General features: G+C 40.8%; 20 protein-coding genes and 1 pseudogene. 18 read left to right on the top strand and 3 right to left on the bottom strand.

The features are described from left to right. The first annotated feature begins 63 nt into the window (after window positions 1–63). The 5 genes from mltG to udk all read left to right on the top strand — a co-directional run bounded on the left by mltG (window position 64) and on the right by udk (window position 4878). Window positions 64–1146 carry an endolytic transglycosylase MltG gene (mltG, locus tag MHB69_RS12140; RefSeq protein WP_061109404.1) on the top strand — a complete coding sequence of 361 codons (1083 nt, stop codon included), beginning with the start codon at window positions 64–66 and terminating at the stop codon, window positions 1144–1146. A 211-nt stretch (window positions 1147–1357) separates the two neighbouring features. Then, complete coding sequence (locus MHB69_RS12135; protein WP_039180249.1) at window positions 1358–2023, top strand: O-methyltransferase; 666 nt, start codon at window positions 1358–1360, stop codon at window positions 2021–2023. Continuing rightward, a complete protein-coding gene (locus tag MHB69_RS12130) occupies window positions 2020–2949 on the top strand; it encodes a peptidase U32 family protein (RefSeq protein WP_061109403.1) in 930 nt (309 codons plus the stop codon). The genes MHB69_RS12135 and MHB69_RS12130 overlap by 4 nt, the downstream gene beginning before the upstream one ends. Before the next feature lie 20 nt (window positions 2950–2969). Beyond that, window positions 2970–4238: a U32 family peptidase gene (locus MHB69_RS12125; RefSeq protein WP_065214592.1), complete on the top strand. Its 1269-nt coding sequence runs from the start codon at window positions 2970–2972 to the stop codon at window positions 4236–4238. Between the two features lie 7 nt (window positions 4239–4245). Beyond that, entirely contained in the window at window positions 4246–4878 is a 633-nt protein-coding gene (gene udk, locus MHB69_RS12120; protein WP_024423106.1) for a uridine kinase, read from the top strand. A gap of 52 nt (window positions 4879–4930) precedes the next feature. Here the strand turns inward: udk and MHB69_RS12115 are convergent, their stop codons facing one another. Then, a complete protein-coding gene (locus MHB69_RS12115) occupies window positions 4931–5278 on the bottom strand; it encodes an Ig-like domain-containing protein (RefSeq protein ID WP_342495594.1) in 348 nt (115 codons plus the stop codon). 623 nt (window positions 5279–5901) lie between these two features. Between MHB69_RS12115 and greA the strand changes: the two genes are divergently transcribed. From greA to MHB69_RS12100, 3 genes are all read left to right on the top strand, one after another. Beyond that, complete coding sequence (greA, locus tag MHB69_RS12110) at window positions 5902–6375, top strand: transcription elongation factor GreA (RefSeq protein ID WP_008358505.1); 474 nt, start codon at window positions 5902–5904, stop codon at window positions 6373–6375. Between the two features lie 50 nt (window positions 6376–6425). Beyond that, a complete protein-coding gene (locus tag MHB69_RS12105) occupies window positions 6426–8168 on the top strand; it encodes a penicillin-binding protein 2 (protein ID WP_342495593.1) in 1743 nt (580 codons plus the stop codon). A 67-nt stretch (window positions 8169–8235) separates the two neighbouring features. Then, the gene (locus tag MHB69_RS12100; protein WP_144496244.1) at window positions 8236–8901 is read left to right on the top strand and encodes a YrrS family protein; all 666 of its coding nucleotides are present in this window, start codon (window positions 8236–8238) and stop codon (window positions 8899–8901) included. A 38-nt stretch (window positions 8902–8939) separates the two neighbouring features. On the opposite strand, the gene MHB69_RS12095 is transcribed toward MHB69_RS12100, so the two are convergent. Then, window positions 8940–9143 (bottom strand): YrzA family protein, encoded by a 204-nt coding sequence (locus tag MHB69_RS12095; protein WP_024423103.1) that lies wholly within the window; start codon window positions 9141–9143, stop codon window positions 8940–8942. A 186-nt stretch (window positions 9144–9329) separates the two neighbouring features. On the opposite strand from MHB69_RS12095, the gene MHB69_RS12090 reads away from it, so the two are divergent. The 7 genes from MHB69_RS12090 (at window position 9330) to MHB69_RS12060 (ending at window position 14011) form a co-directional block, all read left to right on the top strand. Continuing rightward, window positions 9330–9971, top strand: a complete 642-nt coding sequence (locus MHB69_RS12090; RefSeq protein ID WP_046311888.1) for a class I SAM-dependent methyltransferase — start codon at window positions 9330–9332, stop codon at window positions 9969–9971. 15 nt (window positions 9972–9986) lie between these two features. Further along, the gene (mtnN, locus tag MHB69_RS12085) at window positions 9987–10682 is read left to right on the top strand and encodes a 5'-methylthioadenosine/S-adenosylhomocysteine nucleosidase (protein WP_075623586.1); all 696 of its coding nucleotides are present in this window, start codon (window positions 9987–9989) and stop codon (window positions 10680–10682) included. A gap of 46 nt (window positions 10683–10728) precedes the next feature. Continuing rightward, a complete protein-coding gene (locus MHB69_RS12080) occupies window positions 10729–11652 on the top strand; it encodes a cysteine synthase family protein (protein ID WP_144496243.1) in 924 nt (307 codons plus the stop codon). A gap of 1 nt (window position 11653) precedes the next feature. Next, window positions 11654–12802 (top strand): bifunctional cystathionine gamma-lyase/homocysteine desulfhydrase, encoded by a 1149-nt coding sequence (locus MHB69_RS12075; protein WP_214755511.1) that lies wholly within the window; start codon window positions 11654–11656, stop codon window positions 12800–12802. Between the two features lie 72 nt (window positions 12803–12874). After that, complete coding sequence (locus tag MHB69_RS12070; RefSeq protein ID WP_065214596.1) at window positions 12875–13105, top strand: YrhC family protein; 231 nt, start codon at window positions 12875–12877, stop codon at window positions 13103–13105. A 450-nt stretch (window positions 13106–13555) separates the two neighbouring features. Beyond that, a complete protein-coding gene (locus MHB69_RS12065) occupies window positions 13556–13690 on the top strand; it encodes a YrzI family small protein (protein ID WP_144496241.1) in 135 nt (44 codons plus the stop codon). A gap of 165 nt (window positions 13691–13855) precedes the next feature. Continuing rightward, window positions 13856–14011 carry a hypothetical protein gene (locus MHB69_RS12060; RefSeq protein ID WP_223251019.1) on the top strand — a complete coding sequence of 52 codons (156 nt, stop codon included), beginning with the start codon at window positions 13856–13858 and terminating at the stop codon, window positions 14009–14011. Window positions 14012–14054: 43 nt separating this feature from the next. On the opposite strand, the pseudogene MHB69_RS12055 reads toward MHB69_RS12060, so the two are convergent. After that, window positions 14055–14129: pseudogene (locus tag MHB69_RS12055) on the bottom strand (YjcZ family sporulation protein); the annotation flags it as partial. 320 nt (window positions 14130–14449) lie between these two features. Between MHB69_RS12055 and MHB69_RS12050 the strand changes: the two are divergent. The 3 genes from MHB69_RS12050 (at window position 14450) to MHB69_RS12040 (ending at window position 17540) form a co-directional block, all read left to right on the top strand. After that, window positions 14450–15052, top strand: a complete 603-nt coding sequence (locus MHB69_RS12050) for a class I SAM-dependent methyltransferase (RefSeq protein ID WP_342496237.1) — start codon at window positions 14450–14452, stop codon at window positions 15050–15052. A gap of 401 nt (window positions 15053–15453) precedes the next feature. Continuing rightward, entirely contained in the window at window positions 15454–16668 is a 1215-nt protein-coding gene (gene fdhA / locus MHB69_RS12045) for a formaldehyde dehydrogenase, glutathione-independent (RefSeq protein ID WP_024423097.1), read from the top strand. Between the two features lie 98 nt (window positions 16669–16766). After that, window positions 16767–17540: a class I SAM-dependent methyltransferase gene (locus tag MHB69_RS12040; RefSeq protein WP_041118081.1), complete on the top strand. Its 774-nt coding sequence runs from the start codon at window positions 16767–16769 to the stop codon at window positions 17538–17540. Window positions 17541–17653 lie beyond the last annotated feature (113 nt).

Here is a 17653-nt window from a genome sequence, read left to right as displayed (position 1 = left end):
CAAGGAATTGCCGAACTCCGTCGAATCATGTACTATAAAAGCTAGATGTGAGGAGGGCCATGCATGTTTTCAGAACAAAAGAAACGACCATTCTTCAAAAGAAAAATGGGGATCGTCCTGTTATCTGTCCTTGCTGTCATCATCATTGCAGCATTATCAGGCTTTTTATATGTTAAATCAGCACTCGGACCGGTCGATCAAAAAAGTAAACAAACCATTAATATTCATATTCCAAATGGGACATCTGTCCGCGAAATTGCAGGCATTTTAAAAGATAATGGGCTCATTTCGAATGACGCGATTTTTACTTATTATGCAAAATACAAAAAGGCGTCCGGCTTTAAAGCGGGATATTTTCATTTAAAACAAACAATGGACGCAGACACGCTGATCAAAAAGCTGACATCTGGCGGGACAGATTACGCCTTTCAGCTTGTGATTCCAGAGGGAAGACAGCTGTCTGATATTGCAGCCATTATTGCAAATCAGACGAATTTTTCAGCGAATGAAGTTGAAGCGAAGCTGGATGATCCTGATTTTATTCAAACACTAATGAAAAAATATCCGAAAACCGTGACATCACAGGTGAATGGAAAACAGGTGAAACATCCGTTGGAGGGTTATTTATTCCCTGCTACGTATCCATTTTATCGTGAGGATGAATCGCTCGAAACGATCATTGAAACGATGATTAAACAAACAGATCAATACGTGAAAACGTATGAAAAAGACATGAAAAAAAGAAACATGTCCATACATGATGTGTTAACGATGGCATCACTGATTGAAATGGAAGCAACAGAAAAGACAGATCGGGCAAAAATCTCAAGTGTATTCTATAACCGGTTGAAAAAGGACATGCCGCTTCAAACTGATCCAACCGTTCTTTATGCACTTGGTGAGCATAAATCCCGCGTGTATTACAAAGACCTAAAAGTGAAATCTCCTTATAACACGTATAACAACAAAGGGCTGCCGCCTGGACCTATTGCAAATGCTGGTGAATCCTCTTGGAAAGCCGCTTTGCATCCAGAGAAAACGGATTACGTTTACTTCCTTGCGAAGAAAAATGGCGAAGTCGTATTTACGAAAACGTTAAATGAGCATAATAAAGCAAAAGCGAAATACATCACAGGCAGCAATTAATGTACAAGTGAATCGAAAAAGACTGTAGACAATACGAGATTGCCTGCAGTTTTTTTCGTTGGAATCTCCATTTTATAGGTTCGCAATTGCCACTTCTTTGTGGTAAAATATATTGGGTTGTTTTTACTTAGATGAACGAAAGATTGACGAGAGAGAGAGCTGCAATAGGCAGGACTCTTCTTTTTCAGGTCATGAAGGAGCTAGACAGATAATGACTATCGAAGATGATCGAATAAATGATTATATTGAACATTTAATTCACCCAAGTCCTGATGCAATCGCTCAATTAGAGATCTATGCAAAAGAGCATCATGTGCCAATTATGGAAAAGGTGAGCATTGAGCTTTTACTGCAGCTGCTTTCGATGAAAAAGCCGAAAAAAATTCTTGAGGTTGGGACAGCAATTGGCTATTCCGCCATTCGAATGGCAACAGCTCTGCCAGATGCTGAGATTTATACGATTGAGCGCAATGCAAAGCGCTATGAAGAAGCAACACGGAATATTGAGGAATTAAAGTTAAAAGAAAGAATACACGTGTTTTTTGGTGATGCGATGGAATCGGCTAAAACGGTCCAAACGATGGCGCCCTATGATGTGATCTTTATTGATGCCGCAAAAGGGCAGTACAAGCGTTTCTTTGAATTGTTTGAACCGATGCTCGCTCATGACGGAATGATTATTACAGACAATGTATTATTCAAAGGCTTAGTGGCGACAAATTATGAAGAAGAAATTGAAGATAAACGAAAGAAACAATTAATTGGAAAAATTGATCGATACAATCAATGGCTCATGTCAAACCCTGATTTCCAAACGTGCATTATCCCAGTTGGAGACGGGATCGCCATTAGTACAAAAAGAGGTGACCAATCATGAAGAAACCAGAATTGCTTGTGACGCCAAGCAGCGTGTCGGACGTACTGCCATTAATTGAGGCAGGAGCTGATGCATTCTTAATAGGCGAACAAACATACGGTATTCGTCTTGCAGGTGAGTTTTCAAGAGAAGATGTGAAACAAACGGTAGAGCTTGCACATGCCCATCACAAAAAAGTGTATGTGGCGATGAATGCGATTTTTCATAATGACCGCGTGCAGCTGCTTGGAGATTATTTAACCTTTCTCGATTCATTAAACGTGGACGGCGTCGTTTTTGGAGACCCGGCCGTGATCATGGCCGCAAAGGAAACAGGGGTGAACCTGAACCTTCACTGGAGTACAGAAACGACTGGAACCAACTATTACACTTGTAACTATTGGGGCAGAAAAGGCGCATCGCGTGCTGTTCTTGCTAAAGAGCTGAACATGGACAGTGTGATCGACATCAAAGAAAATGCTGAAGTGGAGATTGAAATTCAAGTTCATGGCATGACATGTATGTTTCAATCAAAACGTACGCTCATCGGCAACTACTTTGAATACCAGGGCAAACAAATGGACGTCGTAGGCAGAAATATGGAGGAAGGACTATTCCTGCATGACCAAGAGCGTCAAAACAAATACCCTATTTTCGAGGATGCAAACGGGACACATATTATGAGTCCAAATGATGTGTGTATGATTGACGAATTAGAAGAGTTTGTTGACGCAGGCATTGACTCATTTAAAATTGACGGAATTTTAAAGTCACTTTCTTATATGACAGAGGTGACATCACTTTATAGAAAAGCAATTGATTTACTAACGACTGACAAAGACGCGTATGAAGATCAGAAAGAAGACTGGGTGAAGCGGATTGAAGAGATTCAGCCAGTGAATCGTTCGATTGATACAGGGTTCTTCTTTAAAGAAACGGTTTATTAAGATAAGAGGAGGCAGAGGAAATGGCATTATTGAAAGATGGTATTTCTGAAATGATTGATGGGAAACGTGTCATTACAAAAAAACCAGAACTGCTTGCACCCGCAGGAAACTTGGAAAAGCTGAAAATTGCTGTACATTACGGAGCTGACGCTGTTTTTATTGGCGGGAAAGAATTTGGACTTCGCTCAAATGCAGATAACTTTTCAATTGAAGAAATGGCAGAAGGTGTCGCATTTGCAAACAAATATGGTGCACGCATTTATGTGACAACAAATATCTTCGCCCACAATGAAAACATGGACGGGCTGGAGGAATACCTTCAAGGGATCGAAAGCGCTGGAGTAGCAGGCATTATTGTAGCTGATCCACTAATCATTGAAACATGTAAACGTGTTGCACCGAAGCTTGAAGTCCATTTAAGCACACAGCAATCTCTTTCAAATTGGAAAGCTGTTCAGTTTTGGAAGGAAGAAGGGCTTGAGCGTGTGGTGCTCGCACGTGAAACTAGTGCGCTAGAAATTAGAGAAATGAAAGAAAAGGTCGATATTGAAATCGAAACATTCATTCACGGTGCGATGTGTATCGCATACTCTGGCCGCTGCGTGCTCAGTAACCATATGACGGCAAGAGATTCTAACCGCGGAGGCTGCTGCCAGTCCTGCCGCTGGGATTATGATCTTTATAAACTAGAAGGTTCTGAGGAAGCGCCTTTATTTGGTGAGGAAGATGCGCCATTTGCAATGAGTCCAAAAGATTTGAAGCTTGTTGAATCCATTCCTCAAATGATCGAAATGGGGATTGACAGCTTAAAAATCGAAGGACGGATGAAATCCATTCATTATGTTGCCACTGTTGTAAGTGTATACCGCAAAGTCATTGATGCGTATTGTGCAGATCCAGACAATTTTGTCATTCAGCAGGAATGGTTAGATGAATTAGATAAATGTGCAAACCGTGACACAGCACCAGCCTTTTTCGAAGGCGTACCAGGAACAGATGAACAAATGTTTGGCATTCATGGAAAGAAAACGACATTTGATTTCGCAGGTCTTGTTCTTCATTATGATGAAAAAGAACAAATCGTGACATTGCAGCAGCGTAACTTCTTTAAGCAAGGCGACGAAGTCGAATTCTTCGGACCAGAAATTGAGAATTTCACATGCAAAATTGAAACGATTTGGGATGAAAAAGGAAATGAACTAGATGCTGCTCGTCATCCGCTGCAAATCGTCAAATTCAAGCTTGATCAAAAAGTATACCCTAGCAACATGATGAGAAAGGGGAAATAACAGCCACATGAGGAGTAAACCAGTTGTCATTGGTATTGCTGGCGGCTCGGGTTCAGGTAAAACGAGCGTCACCAATTCAATCTATGAAAAATTTAAAGGACATTCCATCCTCATGCTTCAGCAAGACTTATATTACAAAAATCAAAGTCATATGCCATTTGAAGAGCGCCTGCTCACGAACTATGATCATCCGCTTGCATTCGACAATGACCTGATGTTTGAGCATTTGGAACAGCTCCTAAGATACGAATCCATTGAAAAACCAATATATGATTTTAAACTAAACACACGTTCAGAAGAGACGGTTCATGTTGAGCCGAAGGATGTCATTATCGTTGAAGGTATCTTTGCGCTCGAAGACGAACGTTTGAGAGATTTAATGGATATTAAACTGTATGTTGATACAGATGCAGACCTTCGCATCATCCGCCGTATTTTACGCGATACGAAGGAAAGAGGCCGGTCGATCGATTCTGTGATTGAACAATATGTATCTGTTGTCAGACCGATGCATAATCAATTCATTGAACCGACGAAACGATACGCCGATATCATCATCCCAGAAGGCGGCCAAAACCATGTGGCGATAGACTTAATGGTGACAAAAATTCAAACGATTCTTCAAAACCGAGCAGAGTAAATGGTGGAGAAGAAAAAGACCTTTACAGTGTAAAGGTCTTTTCAGCATCATATTAATAAACAGTCACGAAAACTTGTCCTAAGACAGACGTCCCTTTATAAAGAGTGATAGTGGCTTTGCCAGGTGAATGAGCGGTCACTATTCCATTAGAGCTAACAGAAGCTACACTCTGTTTATCTGTCCAATAACGTGTAGCTGCAGCATTATAGACTGAGCATTGCTCACCAACTCTTAAAGATACACTGTAATCTTGAATCGAAATCACATCTAAAGTTTGAAATCCAGAAGAGCTGCTATTGACTGTGAAATCCGCTGTTTCTTTGGCTGAAGCCATGCCCATTAGTGAAAAAGATAAGGTAGTGATGGATAGAACAGAAACAATTGTTTTCTTCATGTTCATTTAAAACACTCCCTAGCGTGTATTTGGTCTTGCATTGATAAAATTCAATAAAAACCAAATATTTCCTTGTTAATATTTGTTAATTATATGTGAACATTTATTAAAGCAGCATTCTCGGAAAAAATCTTAAGGGTTTGATATGATAAGAAAACAATGAAGAAAAGAAGAGATGGAGAAATCACTACCACATAGCGAAAGAATGAAGTTGAAAAAGTATATTAAAAAAACGACAAACAAATCATCACAAATTTTCAAACAATTCTTGATCAAAATGCAATTTTGTAATAATATAGCATAGACATATCGTACACTGACCATATTATGTATTGGAAGATGGAGAATGGATAAGCTATTCTTCTACATATGATCGAAATGGCCGAACGAGGTACAGGAGCTTCCTGTGCCTTTCCACAGTTTGTGCGATTTTAGACCGCTGCGAGTGGTCCTGTCTAATAAAAGGCATAATAGTTGCATCTAAAAGGGACGCCATGTAAGATGGACTTTTACGAATATGGTACAGAAGGAATGAGGGCCTGAACATGTCCTCATTCTTGTATATTTCAGTCGTCACTCACGTGCAGAAAGTTTGTATGATGAGGATTAATAGAAGGAGTGAATGATTCATGGCACAAGAGAAAGTATTTCCAATGACAGAAGAAGGAAAACGTAAATTAGAAGAAGAGCTTGAATATTTGAAAACGGTTAAACGTAAAGAGGTTGTAGAGCGTATTAAAATCGCTAGAAGTTTTGGAGACCTCTCTGAAAACTCGGAATATGATTCTGCTAAAGAAGAGCAGGCGTTTGTAGAAGGCCGTATTACAACGCTTGATAATATGATTCGTAATGCTAAAATTATCGAAGATGAAGGAAACTCAAATGTGGTTTCACTTGGTAAAACGGTGACATTCGTTGAATTACCAGACGGGGAAGAAGAGTCTTACACAATTGTTGGAAGTGCAGAAGCTGATCCGTTCGAAGGCAAGATTTCAAACGATTCACCTATTGCAAAAAGCCTTTTAGGTAAACAAGTAGACGACAAAGTAACCGTTCAAACACCTGGCGGAGAAATGTTCGTCCAAATTGTAAAAATTTCATAATCACGTTTATCAGGTAAACACCTCGTCCACAATAGGGACGAGGTGTTTTTATGCGCAAAAAAAGAAGAATTCAATGGACAGGTGCGATTATTTTTATACTATTGCTCGGTCTTCTGATGAGACTGGCAGAAATTCAGCTGTTCTTCACAGAATCGTTTTCAAAGCTTGATATCAATTTAATACAAGAAAGTGTCAAACAGCGAACAGAAGAAGTCGTTATTTCAGACGGGCGCGGTGAGTTTTTAGATCGAAACGGCCAAGCACTTCTTACAAAAGAACAGCCTGCGGTTATCTTATTTCCTTTCCTGCAATATGATCTTCCACGCTTGCAGCAAACCGCCTCTATTCTTGAGATGGAAGAGGATGAACTCAAAAAACAGTTAACAGAAACGAAAAAACCTCTCATTTTAAAAGATGACATCACGAAAAAAAAACTGAAAGACATCAATGATATGAAATATTCAGGTGTGTACGGCGTATATATGAAAGAGAAGGACAAAAAAAGACTTGCCCTCCACACATTAGGTTTCACAAGCGAAAATCCAGAACTACTCAGAAAGCGTTATCCTGACAAAAAAGAGCTTTCCATACGTACTGAAATCGGCACATTTGGGCTGGAAAGCACCTTTGACGAATTTCTATTACCCGAGCAAGACACAAAATTGTTATATCATGTGGACGGAAGGGGAAACCCTTTGTTCGGTATGGACGTCAAATATACAGCAGAAGCTCATTCCTTTTATCCACTTCAGGTACAGACAACGATAGATGAAGACATGCAGGCTGAAATGGAGAAGGTGCTCAAAGACCAAGGCGTTGAAAAAGGCGGTGCCGTTCTGCTCGACATTGAAAGCAGCAGTGTACTGGCAATGGCAAGTACCCCAAATGTCACAAGCAAAAATCGGCATGAGGCAAGAAATTACATGCTGACAGCGATTGCTCCAGGCTCTGTCTTTAAAACAGCTGTACTTGCCGCAGCAATCGAAAAAAACCTTGACCAGCCACAAACCATGTATGACTGTCGAAAGAATTTATATGGAGAGCCTGAAGGAAAACAGGAAGTGCTGAATCTGACGGACAGTTTCTCGCAGAGCTGCAATTATACCTTTGCGGCACTTGCTGAAAAGCTCATTCAAACAGATGATCAAATCATCGAAAAGACGGCTGCAAAGCTTGGACTCATAGATCGAGCTGGCTGGGAAGGGGATGTCTATCATAAGCATCACTTCAAACAGTTTGATCGTGAAGAAACAGGCAGTGTGTGGGGAGATAAAAGAGACAAGCATGTCAAAAAAGCCATTGCACAAACCGCAATAGGACAAAAAAATGTCAAAACGACACCTCTGCAAATCGCGAATATGATGGCTGCGATCGCAAGAGGAGGAGAACGAAAAGAAGTGAAAATCGCAGAAAAAGTGCTGTATCAAAACGGAACAACGATGCTGTCCTTTCAAAACAAACGGCCTGAAGGGGGCAGCATTGACCGCTATACAGCTCAAAAGCTGCAAAAATTCTTAAGGCAGGTGGTGACCTCTGACAAGGGAACCGGAAGAAGGTTTCAAGATTTGCCATACGATGTAGCGGGAAAATCAGGTACTGCCCAAACCGGCAGTCAAGACAAAAAGGGGAATCCGCTTTATCATAAGTGGTTTGCTGGATACTTTCCGGTAGAAAAACCAAAATACGCCCTTGTCGTTGTTCACCTTGATGAGACAAGTGGCCGGGCTAAGACAAATGATGCGTTTTATGATATTGTAAAAAAGGTCAATGAAATTGAAAAGAAACAGACATAGAACATCCCTTCATGACATGTTAGAATAGTAACGACTTAGGGAACAGAGGCAAAGGAGTGCAGAGATTTTGAGTAGAAATTCTCGATTTGAACATCGTGATAAGCGCAGAAAGGCAAATATGGTGCTTAACATATTAATTGGTATCGTTGTGGTGCTTATTTTGGTTGTCGCATCGAGTTTGTTAATTTTTAATAAGCCGAAAGATCCAGATGTAGCGAAAGAGCCATCAAAAACGGCACCTGCAACAAGTGAAAATAAACAAAACTCACAAGAAGATGTGAAAGATCCAAAGAAAGACACATCCGATGATTCAGATGCAAAAAAAGATGATTCATCTGATCAAGACGACGAAACGAAGAAGACAGATGATGAAGAAAAACCTAATAAAGATGCGTTAAAAGACGCCAAAGAAACAGATGGCGGCAAAACGAGTGATGTAGACAAAACATACGAAAATGATGACTGGGAGCCTGTAGGAACAGAGCAATCCGGTTCACATACAGCAACCTATGATTCCAGCTCAAAAGACTGGAAAGAAATGATCAAAGCCATGTCCTATGCGACAGGAATTTCAGAAGATCAAATGACCGTTCTTTGGTTAGGAAATAACGGAGGTCCTCAAGATGCAAAAGGAACCATCCGTGATAAATCAACAGGTGAACGCTACCGCGTGGAAATTACGTGGGTAGATGAAAAAGGCTGGAAACCTGTGAAGGTTGAAAAATTAAGATAAACATGAAAAAAAGATAGCAGATATGCTATCTTTTTTGTTTAAACATTTGCTTTAAAATGAACAACTGCTGTATACAAAATCCGCTCATCGATTACAGTCGTTTGATGACTGACAGAATGAACGGTCAGCAGAATCGCCTGATTATGTTCAATTTGTTTTTGGATCTTTTGTTCAAGTTCTTTTAAAGATGTTGCTTCAAAAAATTCTATTTTATCCTTTAAAAAATCCAGCTGAAAATCCATTTGATTCACCTCTCTATACTCTTCATTCATCTTAATCTCTCTCCCTCAGGAGGGCAAATGTTTTTCTGTCTCTCCCAGTATTTTTTAGTAGGAAAGAAACAGAAGTTGTGGTAGGATAGGAACTGTTCGACGGAATAAAACATACTATACGCATAGGAATAAATAGATAAAGTGGAGGGAAAGAAAATGGGACGCGAATTTCTTTCTTTATTTGATCATTGGGCCGACTCTTATGACGACACGGTAAGTGGTCATGACGAGCAGTATAGAGAAGTGTTTCGCCGGTATCCGGCTATTTTAAAAGAAATTGCCCGCCGTTCAGGCCAAGATGTTCTTGAGTTTGGAAGCGGTACGGGGAATCTAACAGCGCTGCTCCTTGCAGCTGATAAAAACGTGTTTGGTGTTGAACCATCAGATGCCATGAAGAAAGCGGCTCTTCAAAAAGGACTGCCAGATCTATTTCATGATGGGGATTTTTTATCATTTCCAGCGCCGCCTTTTGAGCCAGATACGATCGTCAGCTCATATGCATTCCACCATTTAACGGATGAAGAAAAAAAACAAGCCATTCACACCTATAGCAACATCCTTCACTCAGATGGTAAAATAGTTTTTGCTGATACAATGTTTCAAAATCAAGCAGCACATCAAGCTCAGATCGACAAAGCGAGAGCCGCAGGGTTCGATCAGCTTGCAGAGGATTTAGAAACGGAATATTATCCATCCATTGATGTGCTAAAGCAAATCTTTGAAGAAGAAGGTTTTAGCACATCCTTTCATCAAATGAATGATTTTGTTTGGATCGTAGAAGCGAAGAAAAGGGAATGAAAGGATGTTTTTGATTTGAAAATCGCAGTTATAGGTGCAATGGAAGAAGAAGTGACGATTTTAAGAGATCAACTAAAAAATGCTACACAAGAAAACATCGCTGGGTGTGAATTTACAACAGGTGTTTATGAAGATAAAGAAGTGATTTTATTAAAATCAGGGATTGGAAAAGTAAATGCAGCGGTCAGCACAACATTACTGCTTGACCGCTTTCAGCCAGATTATGTGATCAATACAGGATCTGCTGGCGGTTTTCACCAGTCATTAAATGTAGGTGATATTGTCATCTCTACTGATGTGAGACATCATGATGTAGATGTGACCATCTTTGATTACGAATATGGACAAGTGCCGGGACTTCCAGCTGCTTTCATTGCAGATGAAAAGCTTGTGAAGCTGGCAGAAGAATCTGCTTTAGAAATTGATCATATTCAAGTGGCAAAAGGAACGATTGCAACAGGAGATTCGTTTATGAATGATCCGGATCGTGTAGCGTTTGTGAGAGAGAAGTTTCCAGAGCTGTATGCGGTGGAAATGGAAGCCGCAGCCGTTGCACAGGTCTGTCAGCTCTTTGGTACGCCATTTGTTGTCGTTCGTGCGCTATCGGATATTGCAGGGAAAGAATCCAATATCTCCTTTGATCAATTCCTTGAGCAAGCAGCGATTCACTCAACCGACCTTGTCTTGCGTATGATAAAGCAAACACAATAAAAGAAGGGGTTTCCCCCTTCTTTTCCATGCAAAGGAAGGGAATCATATGGCTGTCATAAAGGATATTACTGAATTAATTGGCCGCACACCGCTTTTAAAGCTGTCAGGGATTGGCGTCCCAGAAGGCGTTGAGGTGTATGCAAAGCTTGAGATGATGAATCCAGGTGGAAGTATTAAGGATCGATTAGGTGATATGCTCATCAGAGAAGCATTGGCATCTGGCAAACTGCGTCCAGGCGGAACTATTATTGAAGCGACTGCTGGAAACACAGGAATTGGGCTTGCCCTAAGTGCAAGAAAGCAGCAATTGCAGACCATTTTTTGTGTACCAGAACATTTTAGTCAAGAAAAACAACAGCTGATGAAGGCGCTCGGTGCAGAAATTATTCATACGCCGAGAAAAGAAGGCATGAAGGGTGCGATTGATCGAGCCCTTGAACTAGAGGCAAGCCTTGACAATGCCTATTGTGTTTTACAATTTAAAAACCAAGTAAATCCATTGACTTACTACAGAACGCTCGGTCCCGAATTGTGGTCCGACTTAAAAGGGAATATCGATGTATTCGTGGCGGGAGCAGGATCTGGCGGGACTTTTCAAGGGTGTGCCGCCTATTTAAAAGAGCAGCATCAGGCGTTAAAAACAGTGGTTGTGGAGCCTGAAGGATCAATTTTAAATGGAGGGGACCCGGGCCCGCATAGAACGGAAGGAATTGGCCTTGAATTTATCCCAGATTATATGGAGCAGGCTTTATTCGATGAGATTTACACTGTCAGTGATGATGATGCGTTTCGAATGGTGAAAGAAGCAGCTGAAAAAGAAGGTGTTCTCATCGGCAGCTCTTCTGGTGCCGCTTTATTTGCCGCTTTAGAGGAAGCAAAGAAAGCAGCACCTGGGACAGTCATTGTCACCATTTTTCCTGACAGCAGTGAGCGATATTTAAGTAAAGGAATTTATGAGGGAGGAAAATAGCATGAAACCAAAAACAATGATGATTCACAGCGGAACAACGGGTGATGAAAGAACAGGCGCCGTGTCTGTGCCGATTTATCAAGTGAGTACTTATAAGCAGCCGAAAGCAGGCGAACATACGGGGTATGAATACTCCAGAACAGCAAATCCAACAAGAACTGCACTGGAAACAGTCATTCGTGATCTTGAAGGAGGAGCAAGCGGCTACGCATTTGGTTCAGGGATGGCAGCCATTACGGCTGTGATGATGCTGTTTAACAGCGGAGATCATATTGTCCTGACAGATGACGTGTACGGCGGAACCTACCGCGTCATCACAAAGGTGCTAAACCGCATTGGCATTACTGCAACCTTTGTTGACACAAGTGATCCTGAAGCAGTGAAAAAAGCCATTTTACCTGAAACAAAAGCCGTTTACATTGAATCACCAACCAATCCTTTGCTCAAAATGACGGATCTAAAAGCCATCGGCGAATTGACAAAAGAAGCCAACATTTTGATGATTGTCGACAATACATTTTTCACACCGTATTTCCAAAAGCCGATTGAATATGGCGCAGACATTGTCTTGCACAGTGCGACTAAATATTTAGGCGGCCATAGTGATGTTGTAGGCGGGCTTGTCGTCACAGCGACGAAAGAGCTTGGAGAAGAACTGCACTTTGTTCAAAACTCGACAGGCGGAATTCTTGGACCGCAGGATTCATGGCTTCTCATGAGAGGGATGAAAACGCTTGGACTACGAATGGAAGCACATCAACAAAATGCACAGAAAATCGCTGAGTTTTTAGAACAACATGCAGCCGTCACACGTGTTTATTATCCAGGTCTCGATACTCACCCTGGACATGAATTTGCGAAAACACAAGCATCCGGCTTCGGCGGCATGATCTCTTTTGATATTGGAAAAGAAGAACATGTCGATGTATTTTTAAGCCAGCTTAAGCTGTTTACAATCGCAGAAAGCCTTGGAGCGGTTGAAAGCTTAATTTCTGTCCCTGCCCGGATGACCCATGCGTCCATTCCAAAAGACCGCCGGGAGGAGCTTGGCATCACAGATGGTTTAATTCGTATTTCCGTCGGAATTGAAGATGTGGATGATTTACTACATGATATCAAGCAAGGACTAAGCGCACTGGCGAATGGATAGATTTACATGCTCCTCGCTTTCTCTCACTATGTTAAGCTATGAATAGACATTGATAACTGGAAGGTGAAACAAGTGAAGAAAAAGTGGAGTGATTTAGTGACAGATTACAAGCAGTACGCTTTTATTTTGCTTGCTGTCAGCACCTTTTTATATATTGGTACGATCTTACCGAACCAGCACATCGAAGCATTTCCAAAAATGCTGATGATGGGAATAGATTGTGTTTTCTTATTAGTAGCTTTTGTTTGTGTTAAACGCGCGATTTTCTTTCAAAAGAAACTGCAAGAATTAGATGAAGATTAATTCGAAAGCCTCCTCATTTGCCTGAGGAGGCTTTTTTTATTGTATTGGATAATCGGACAAGAATAACTGTAGAAATTTAGTCAAAAACACAAAAATCACCTATATGACTAAAAACAGGTTTACAAAATGGTGCTTGCTGGATATACTTACAAAGTAATTAAAAAAAAACGTAAAGGAGGCTGAAGAATATGTTATTCGTATCTACTTGTGATCAATTCAACCAACAATTTCATCATGTCATCAGCCTGTGGAAGAGTTCGTGTCCTTCCTTTGCCTTATACGGTGCACGCTTCAAAACTGTTTAAGTAAACGAGGATTTCACACGTATCATCCATTGCAGGTTGGAAGACACTGTCTTTTGATCTGCATTTTTGTGTGCCCGCAGGTCAACTGATAAAGAAGATCTGCGGGCTATTTCGCGTGCTGCGAACTGAAGGGAGGTGAGCGTATATGACAATCCATTTATTTTTTATTACTTTGACAATTAAGCGGAGATACAAGGACATTGAGACCGTTCTTTACGAACAAGAAGTCGAAACAATTTATGAAGAAATGAAACAGAAACAACTAAAGTATATGAACTAAAACAGGAAATGAAAAATGTGAAAAGGAGGAGATTGACATGTTTATGATGCTAGCCATGCTTGATTGTTATACGATGGAGAAGGACCAGGTTTAGACACGCTCCACATTGATCACCTGCACATATGATACCGTAAAAGGTGATTGTGAGGTGATCAATGAATGTCGATGTCACCATATATGAGATTTCCGTCTGTGGGGCACGGGTATGCATCTATTCCGCATTCCTTAAAGCACGGATACGGCAATCCATACCGCATGCAAAGAGAGCAAGAGGAAATGCTCAGACGTTATATGTATCAGTACCGGACTTATTGGTATTAAAGAAAAGGAGCAGGAAACCATGACGTTTCCTGCTCCTTTTACGTTAGCAAATCCAGCTTGCACCAATGATGATCAACAAAATGAACAGTACAACAAGCAATGCGAATCCGCCTGCAAAACCGCCACCGTAGCCACCGCAGTAGCCTCCAGAATAACCGCCAAAGCCCATAATCTAGCACCACCTTTATCTAATCAAGATACATTTATAAATTATGCAGCTCATGCAGAAAACGAAATCAATCTGAGCACAAATAATGAAAACGCCTATTCAGGTTAAAAAATAATTTTCACTTTCTGCGAAACATTTTCTGAAAAGGAGCGTCTTATAAAAGACAAATAAATTAGGACTAGGTCTTAATTTTTGTTAGGTGAGAGCCGATATGAAAAGTAAGAAAATTTGTAAATAGTTTATTTACTGGTGAAAAGCAGGTGTTAACATTGATTCAAAGCTGGATTGGAAAACAAATGAGGGAACCAAAAGGCTTGTTCTCAAAATGGGTTGCCCGCTATATGGAAAAAAATCATCATAATATCAATGAATGGACGCTTCAACTCTTAAATATACAAGAAAATGACCGAATTTTAGAAATTGGGACTGGAAGAGGCATCACCTTATCAAAGGTAGCTGAAAAACTTGACCGCGGAAAAGTATATGGAGTGGATGCCTCTCGTCATATGATTAAATATGCAAAAAGAAAACATAAGAAGCTTGCGGAACAGGACAAAGCCGTTATTACGCTTGGTAAGGCTGAGCAATTACCTTTTGAAGACAGATCATTCAATAAATTATTTACGGTGCAGACGATCTATTACTTGAAGGATATTGAGCAAGTCATGAAGGAAGTGTACCGCGTCCTTCAAGTGGATGGAGAAGTATTTTTATCCTTCCAAAAGCAGGAGCTGATCAACGAACAAAAACGGTCAACATCTTTTTCAACGTACAGTGAAGAAGAGATCAGCCGTCTGTTTTCAGCATATCACTTTAGAGAAGTCTCGGTTTATCACTATGATACATACATCTGTATCAAAGCCTTAAAATGATGAAAATATTTCCCAGGTAATGAACAAGCACTCAAAAAAGAGACTCTTTGTCAGAGGAGCCTCTTTGCCTGCAATAAAAAAAGGCTCTTCATCAGAAGAGCCTTTTGTATGTGATATAGGCGCCAGCCAGGTGTGTAAGGAATGATAGTATATATAAGGAATTTGTTTGTCGATTAAGGATACCTGTCTGGCTTATTTCTTATATCGACACCGTTCTGCAAAAGTTTAGCTTTTTTTTCAATATTTTCTTTTTTATTTCACTGGAAGACACATTTTTCTTTCTCACGTAGACATGTATCTCCTTCTTTTTCACATAATTTGCTGTTTGAAGAAGGGAATTGCTTAAGAAATAGAGAAAATTGTAGAGACTTCATTTTTAAACAAAAGGGAGGAATGAAATCATGTCGGGAAACAAAGGTGTCGTTTATAAAGGAGCAGGAAAAGTAGCAGTTGAGGATATTGGATACCCTGATTTGGTCTTAAAAGACGGCCCGGGTGTACCTAAAGCCAATGTGGGACGCAAATGTGAGCATGGCGTCATTTTAAAAGTAGTGACGACGAATATTTGCGGAAGTGATCAGCACATGGTGAGAGGGCGTACGACTGCACCTGAGGGGCTTGTCCTTGGTCATGAAATTACAGGTGAAGTCGTTGAAGTTGGACGAGATGTAGAGTTTATTCAAAAAGGGGACCTCGTGTCCGTTCCGTTTAATATTGCATGCGGACGCTGCGTCATGTGTAAAGAACAAAAAACCCATGTGTGCTTAAATGTAAACCCGGACCGTCCAGGCTCTGCCTATGGATATGTAGATATGGGCGGATGGGTTGGCGGCCAATCCGAGTACGTCATGGTTCCATATGCAGATTTTCAGCTGCTCAAATTTCCAGACAAAGATCAAGCGATGGAAAAAATACTTGATCTCACGATGCTTTCCGATATTTTCCCGACAGGTTTTCATGGTGCTTATACGGCTGGGGTAAAGCCTGGTTCAACCGTTTATATTGCAGGTGCTGGGCCAGTAGGTCTTGCAGCAGCACATTCGGCTCAGCTTCTTGGCGCATCTGCTGTGATTGTTGGAGATCTGAATGAGCAAAGACTGGAACAGGCAAGAAGCTTCGGCTGTGAGACGATCAATCTACGAAAACATGATCGAATCGGCGAACAAATTACGAATATTTTAGGGGAGCCAGAAGTTGATTGTGCCGTCGATTGTGTCGGCTTTGAAGCTTCGGGTCATGGGGACCAGGGAGAAGCACCAGCAACTGTTTTAAATACAATTATGGATATTACTAAAGTTGGCGGCAAGCTTGGAATTCCAGGGCTTTATGTCACAGAAGATCCAGGAGCAGTGGATGCCGATGCAAAAGTCGGTTCTCTGAAAGTGCGAATTGGACTTGGCTGGGCGAAAGCTCATACCTTTGTGACAGGTCAAACCCCTGTTATGCAATATCATCGCAGTCTAATGAAATCCATTTTAAGCGGCAGAGCACAGATCGCCAAAGCCGTCAATGCGACCGTCATTGACCTTGATCAAGCCCCTAAAGGATATAGTGACTTTGATTCGGGTGTGGCGAAGAAATTTGTCATTGACCCGCACGGGATGCTTTCTCGATAATTTTTAACATGAAAGGAGCCGCTCAATAAAATGGGACGGCTCTTTATTGTGGAAAATCACATAGAATATACAAATCCATTTCAAGGGGGAGGAATTAGATGAATTCAGATCAAGCCAAAAGAAGGGTTGTAGAACAATTTGGGAGAAATGCAGAAAAGTATGTGACGAGTCAAACTCATGCAAAGGGAGCAGACCTGGATCTAATCGTTGAATGGACAGCTCCAAAAGAAAGTTGGATCGTCCTCGATATAGCAACTGGTGGCGGGCATACCGCAAAAGCATTGGCTCCATATGTGAATCAAGTATTTGCGACGGATTTAACGAAAGAGATGCTTTCTCATACATCACTTCATTTAAAAGCGTATCCACAAATTTTTTATGTAGTAGCGGATGCAGAAAGCCTTCCTTTTTTAGATGGCACATTTGATGTGGTCACATGCCGAATTGCAGCACACCATTTCCCGCACCCTCAACAGTTTGCCAAAGAGGCATCTCGCGTATTAAAGCCAAATGGTCTGTTTTTCTTTATTGATAATGTTTCGCCAAATGATGAAGAGCTTGCACTATTTATCAATGAGCTGGAAAGATTAAGAGACCCAAGTCATGTGTCCTGTCTATCTACAGAACAATGGCGGGAATTGTTTTATAAAGAGGGAATAAAAGAAGTAAGATCAATGGAACGAAAAAAACGTTACCCTTTTCAAGAATGGGTCAAGCGAACAACGAAAACTTTAAAGGAAGAAGAGATCGTTACAAAATACATGCTAGATGCTAACGAGAAAATAAAGCAATATTATAGATTGAACATGACAGAGGATCAGATAGAATCAATAGAGGTGGATGACTGGATTGCTCTTTTCAGGAAAGAATAAAAATGTTGATTAAACTTTGCTGGAAAAAACAGACTCAAACATTTGTGAAGGGTGACACTCCTGTGCTGTAATATGACCGAAAATGTATTTGATCCGCATAAATTGATTAAAAA

The sequence above is a fragment of the Bacillus sp. FSL K6-0994 genome, assembly GCF_038630815.1.
GTDB classification, from domain to species: Bacteria; Bacillota; Bacilli; order Bacillales; family Bacillaceae; genus Bacillus; species Bacillus safensis.
Note: the sequence above shows the minus strand (reverse complement) of the source record. Positions and strands in the feature narration are given on the sequence as shown.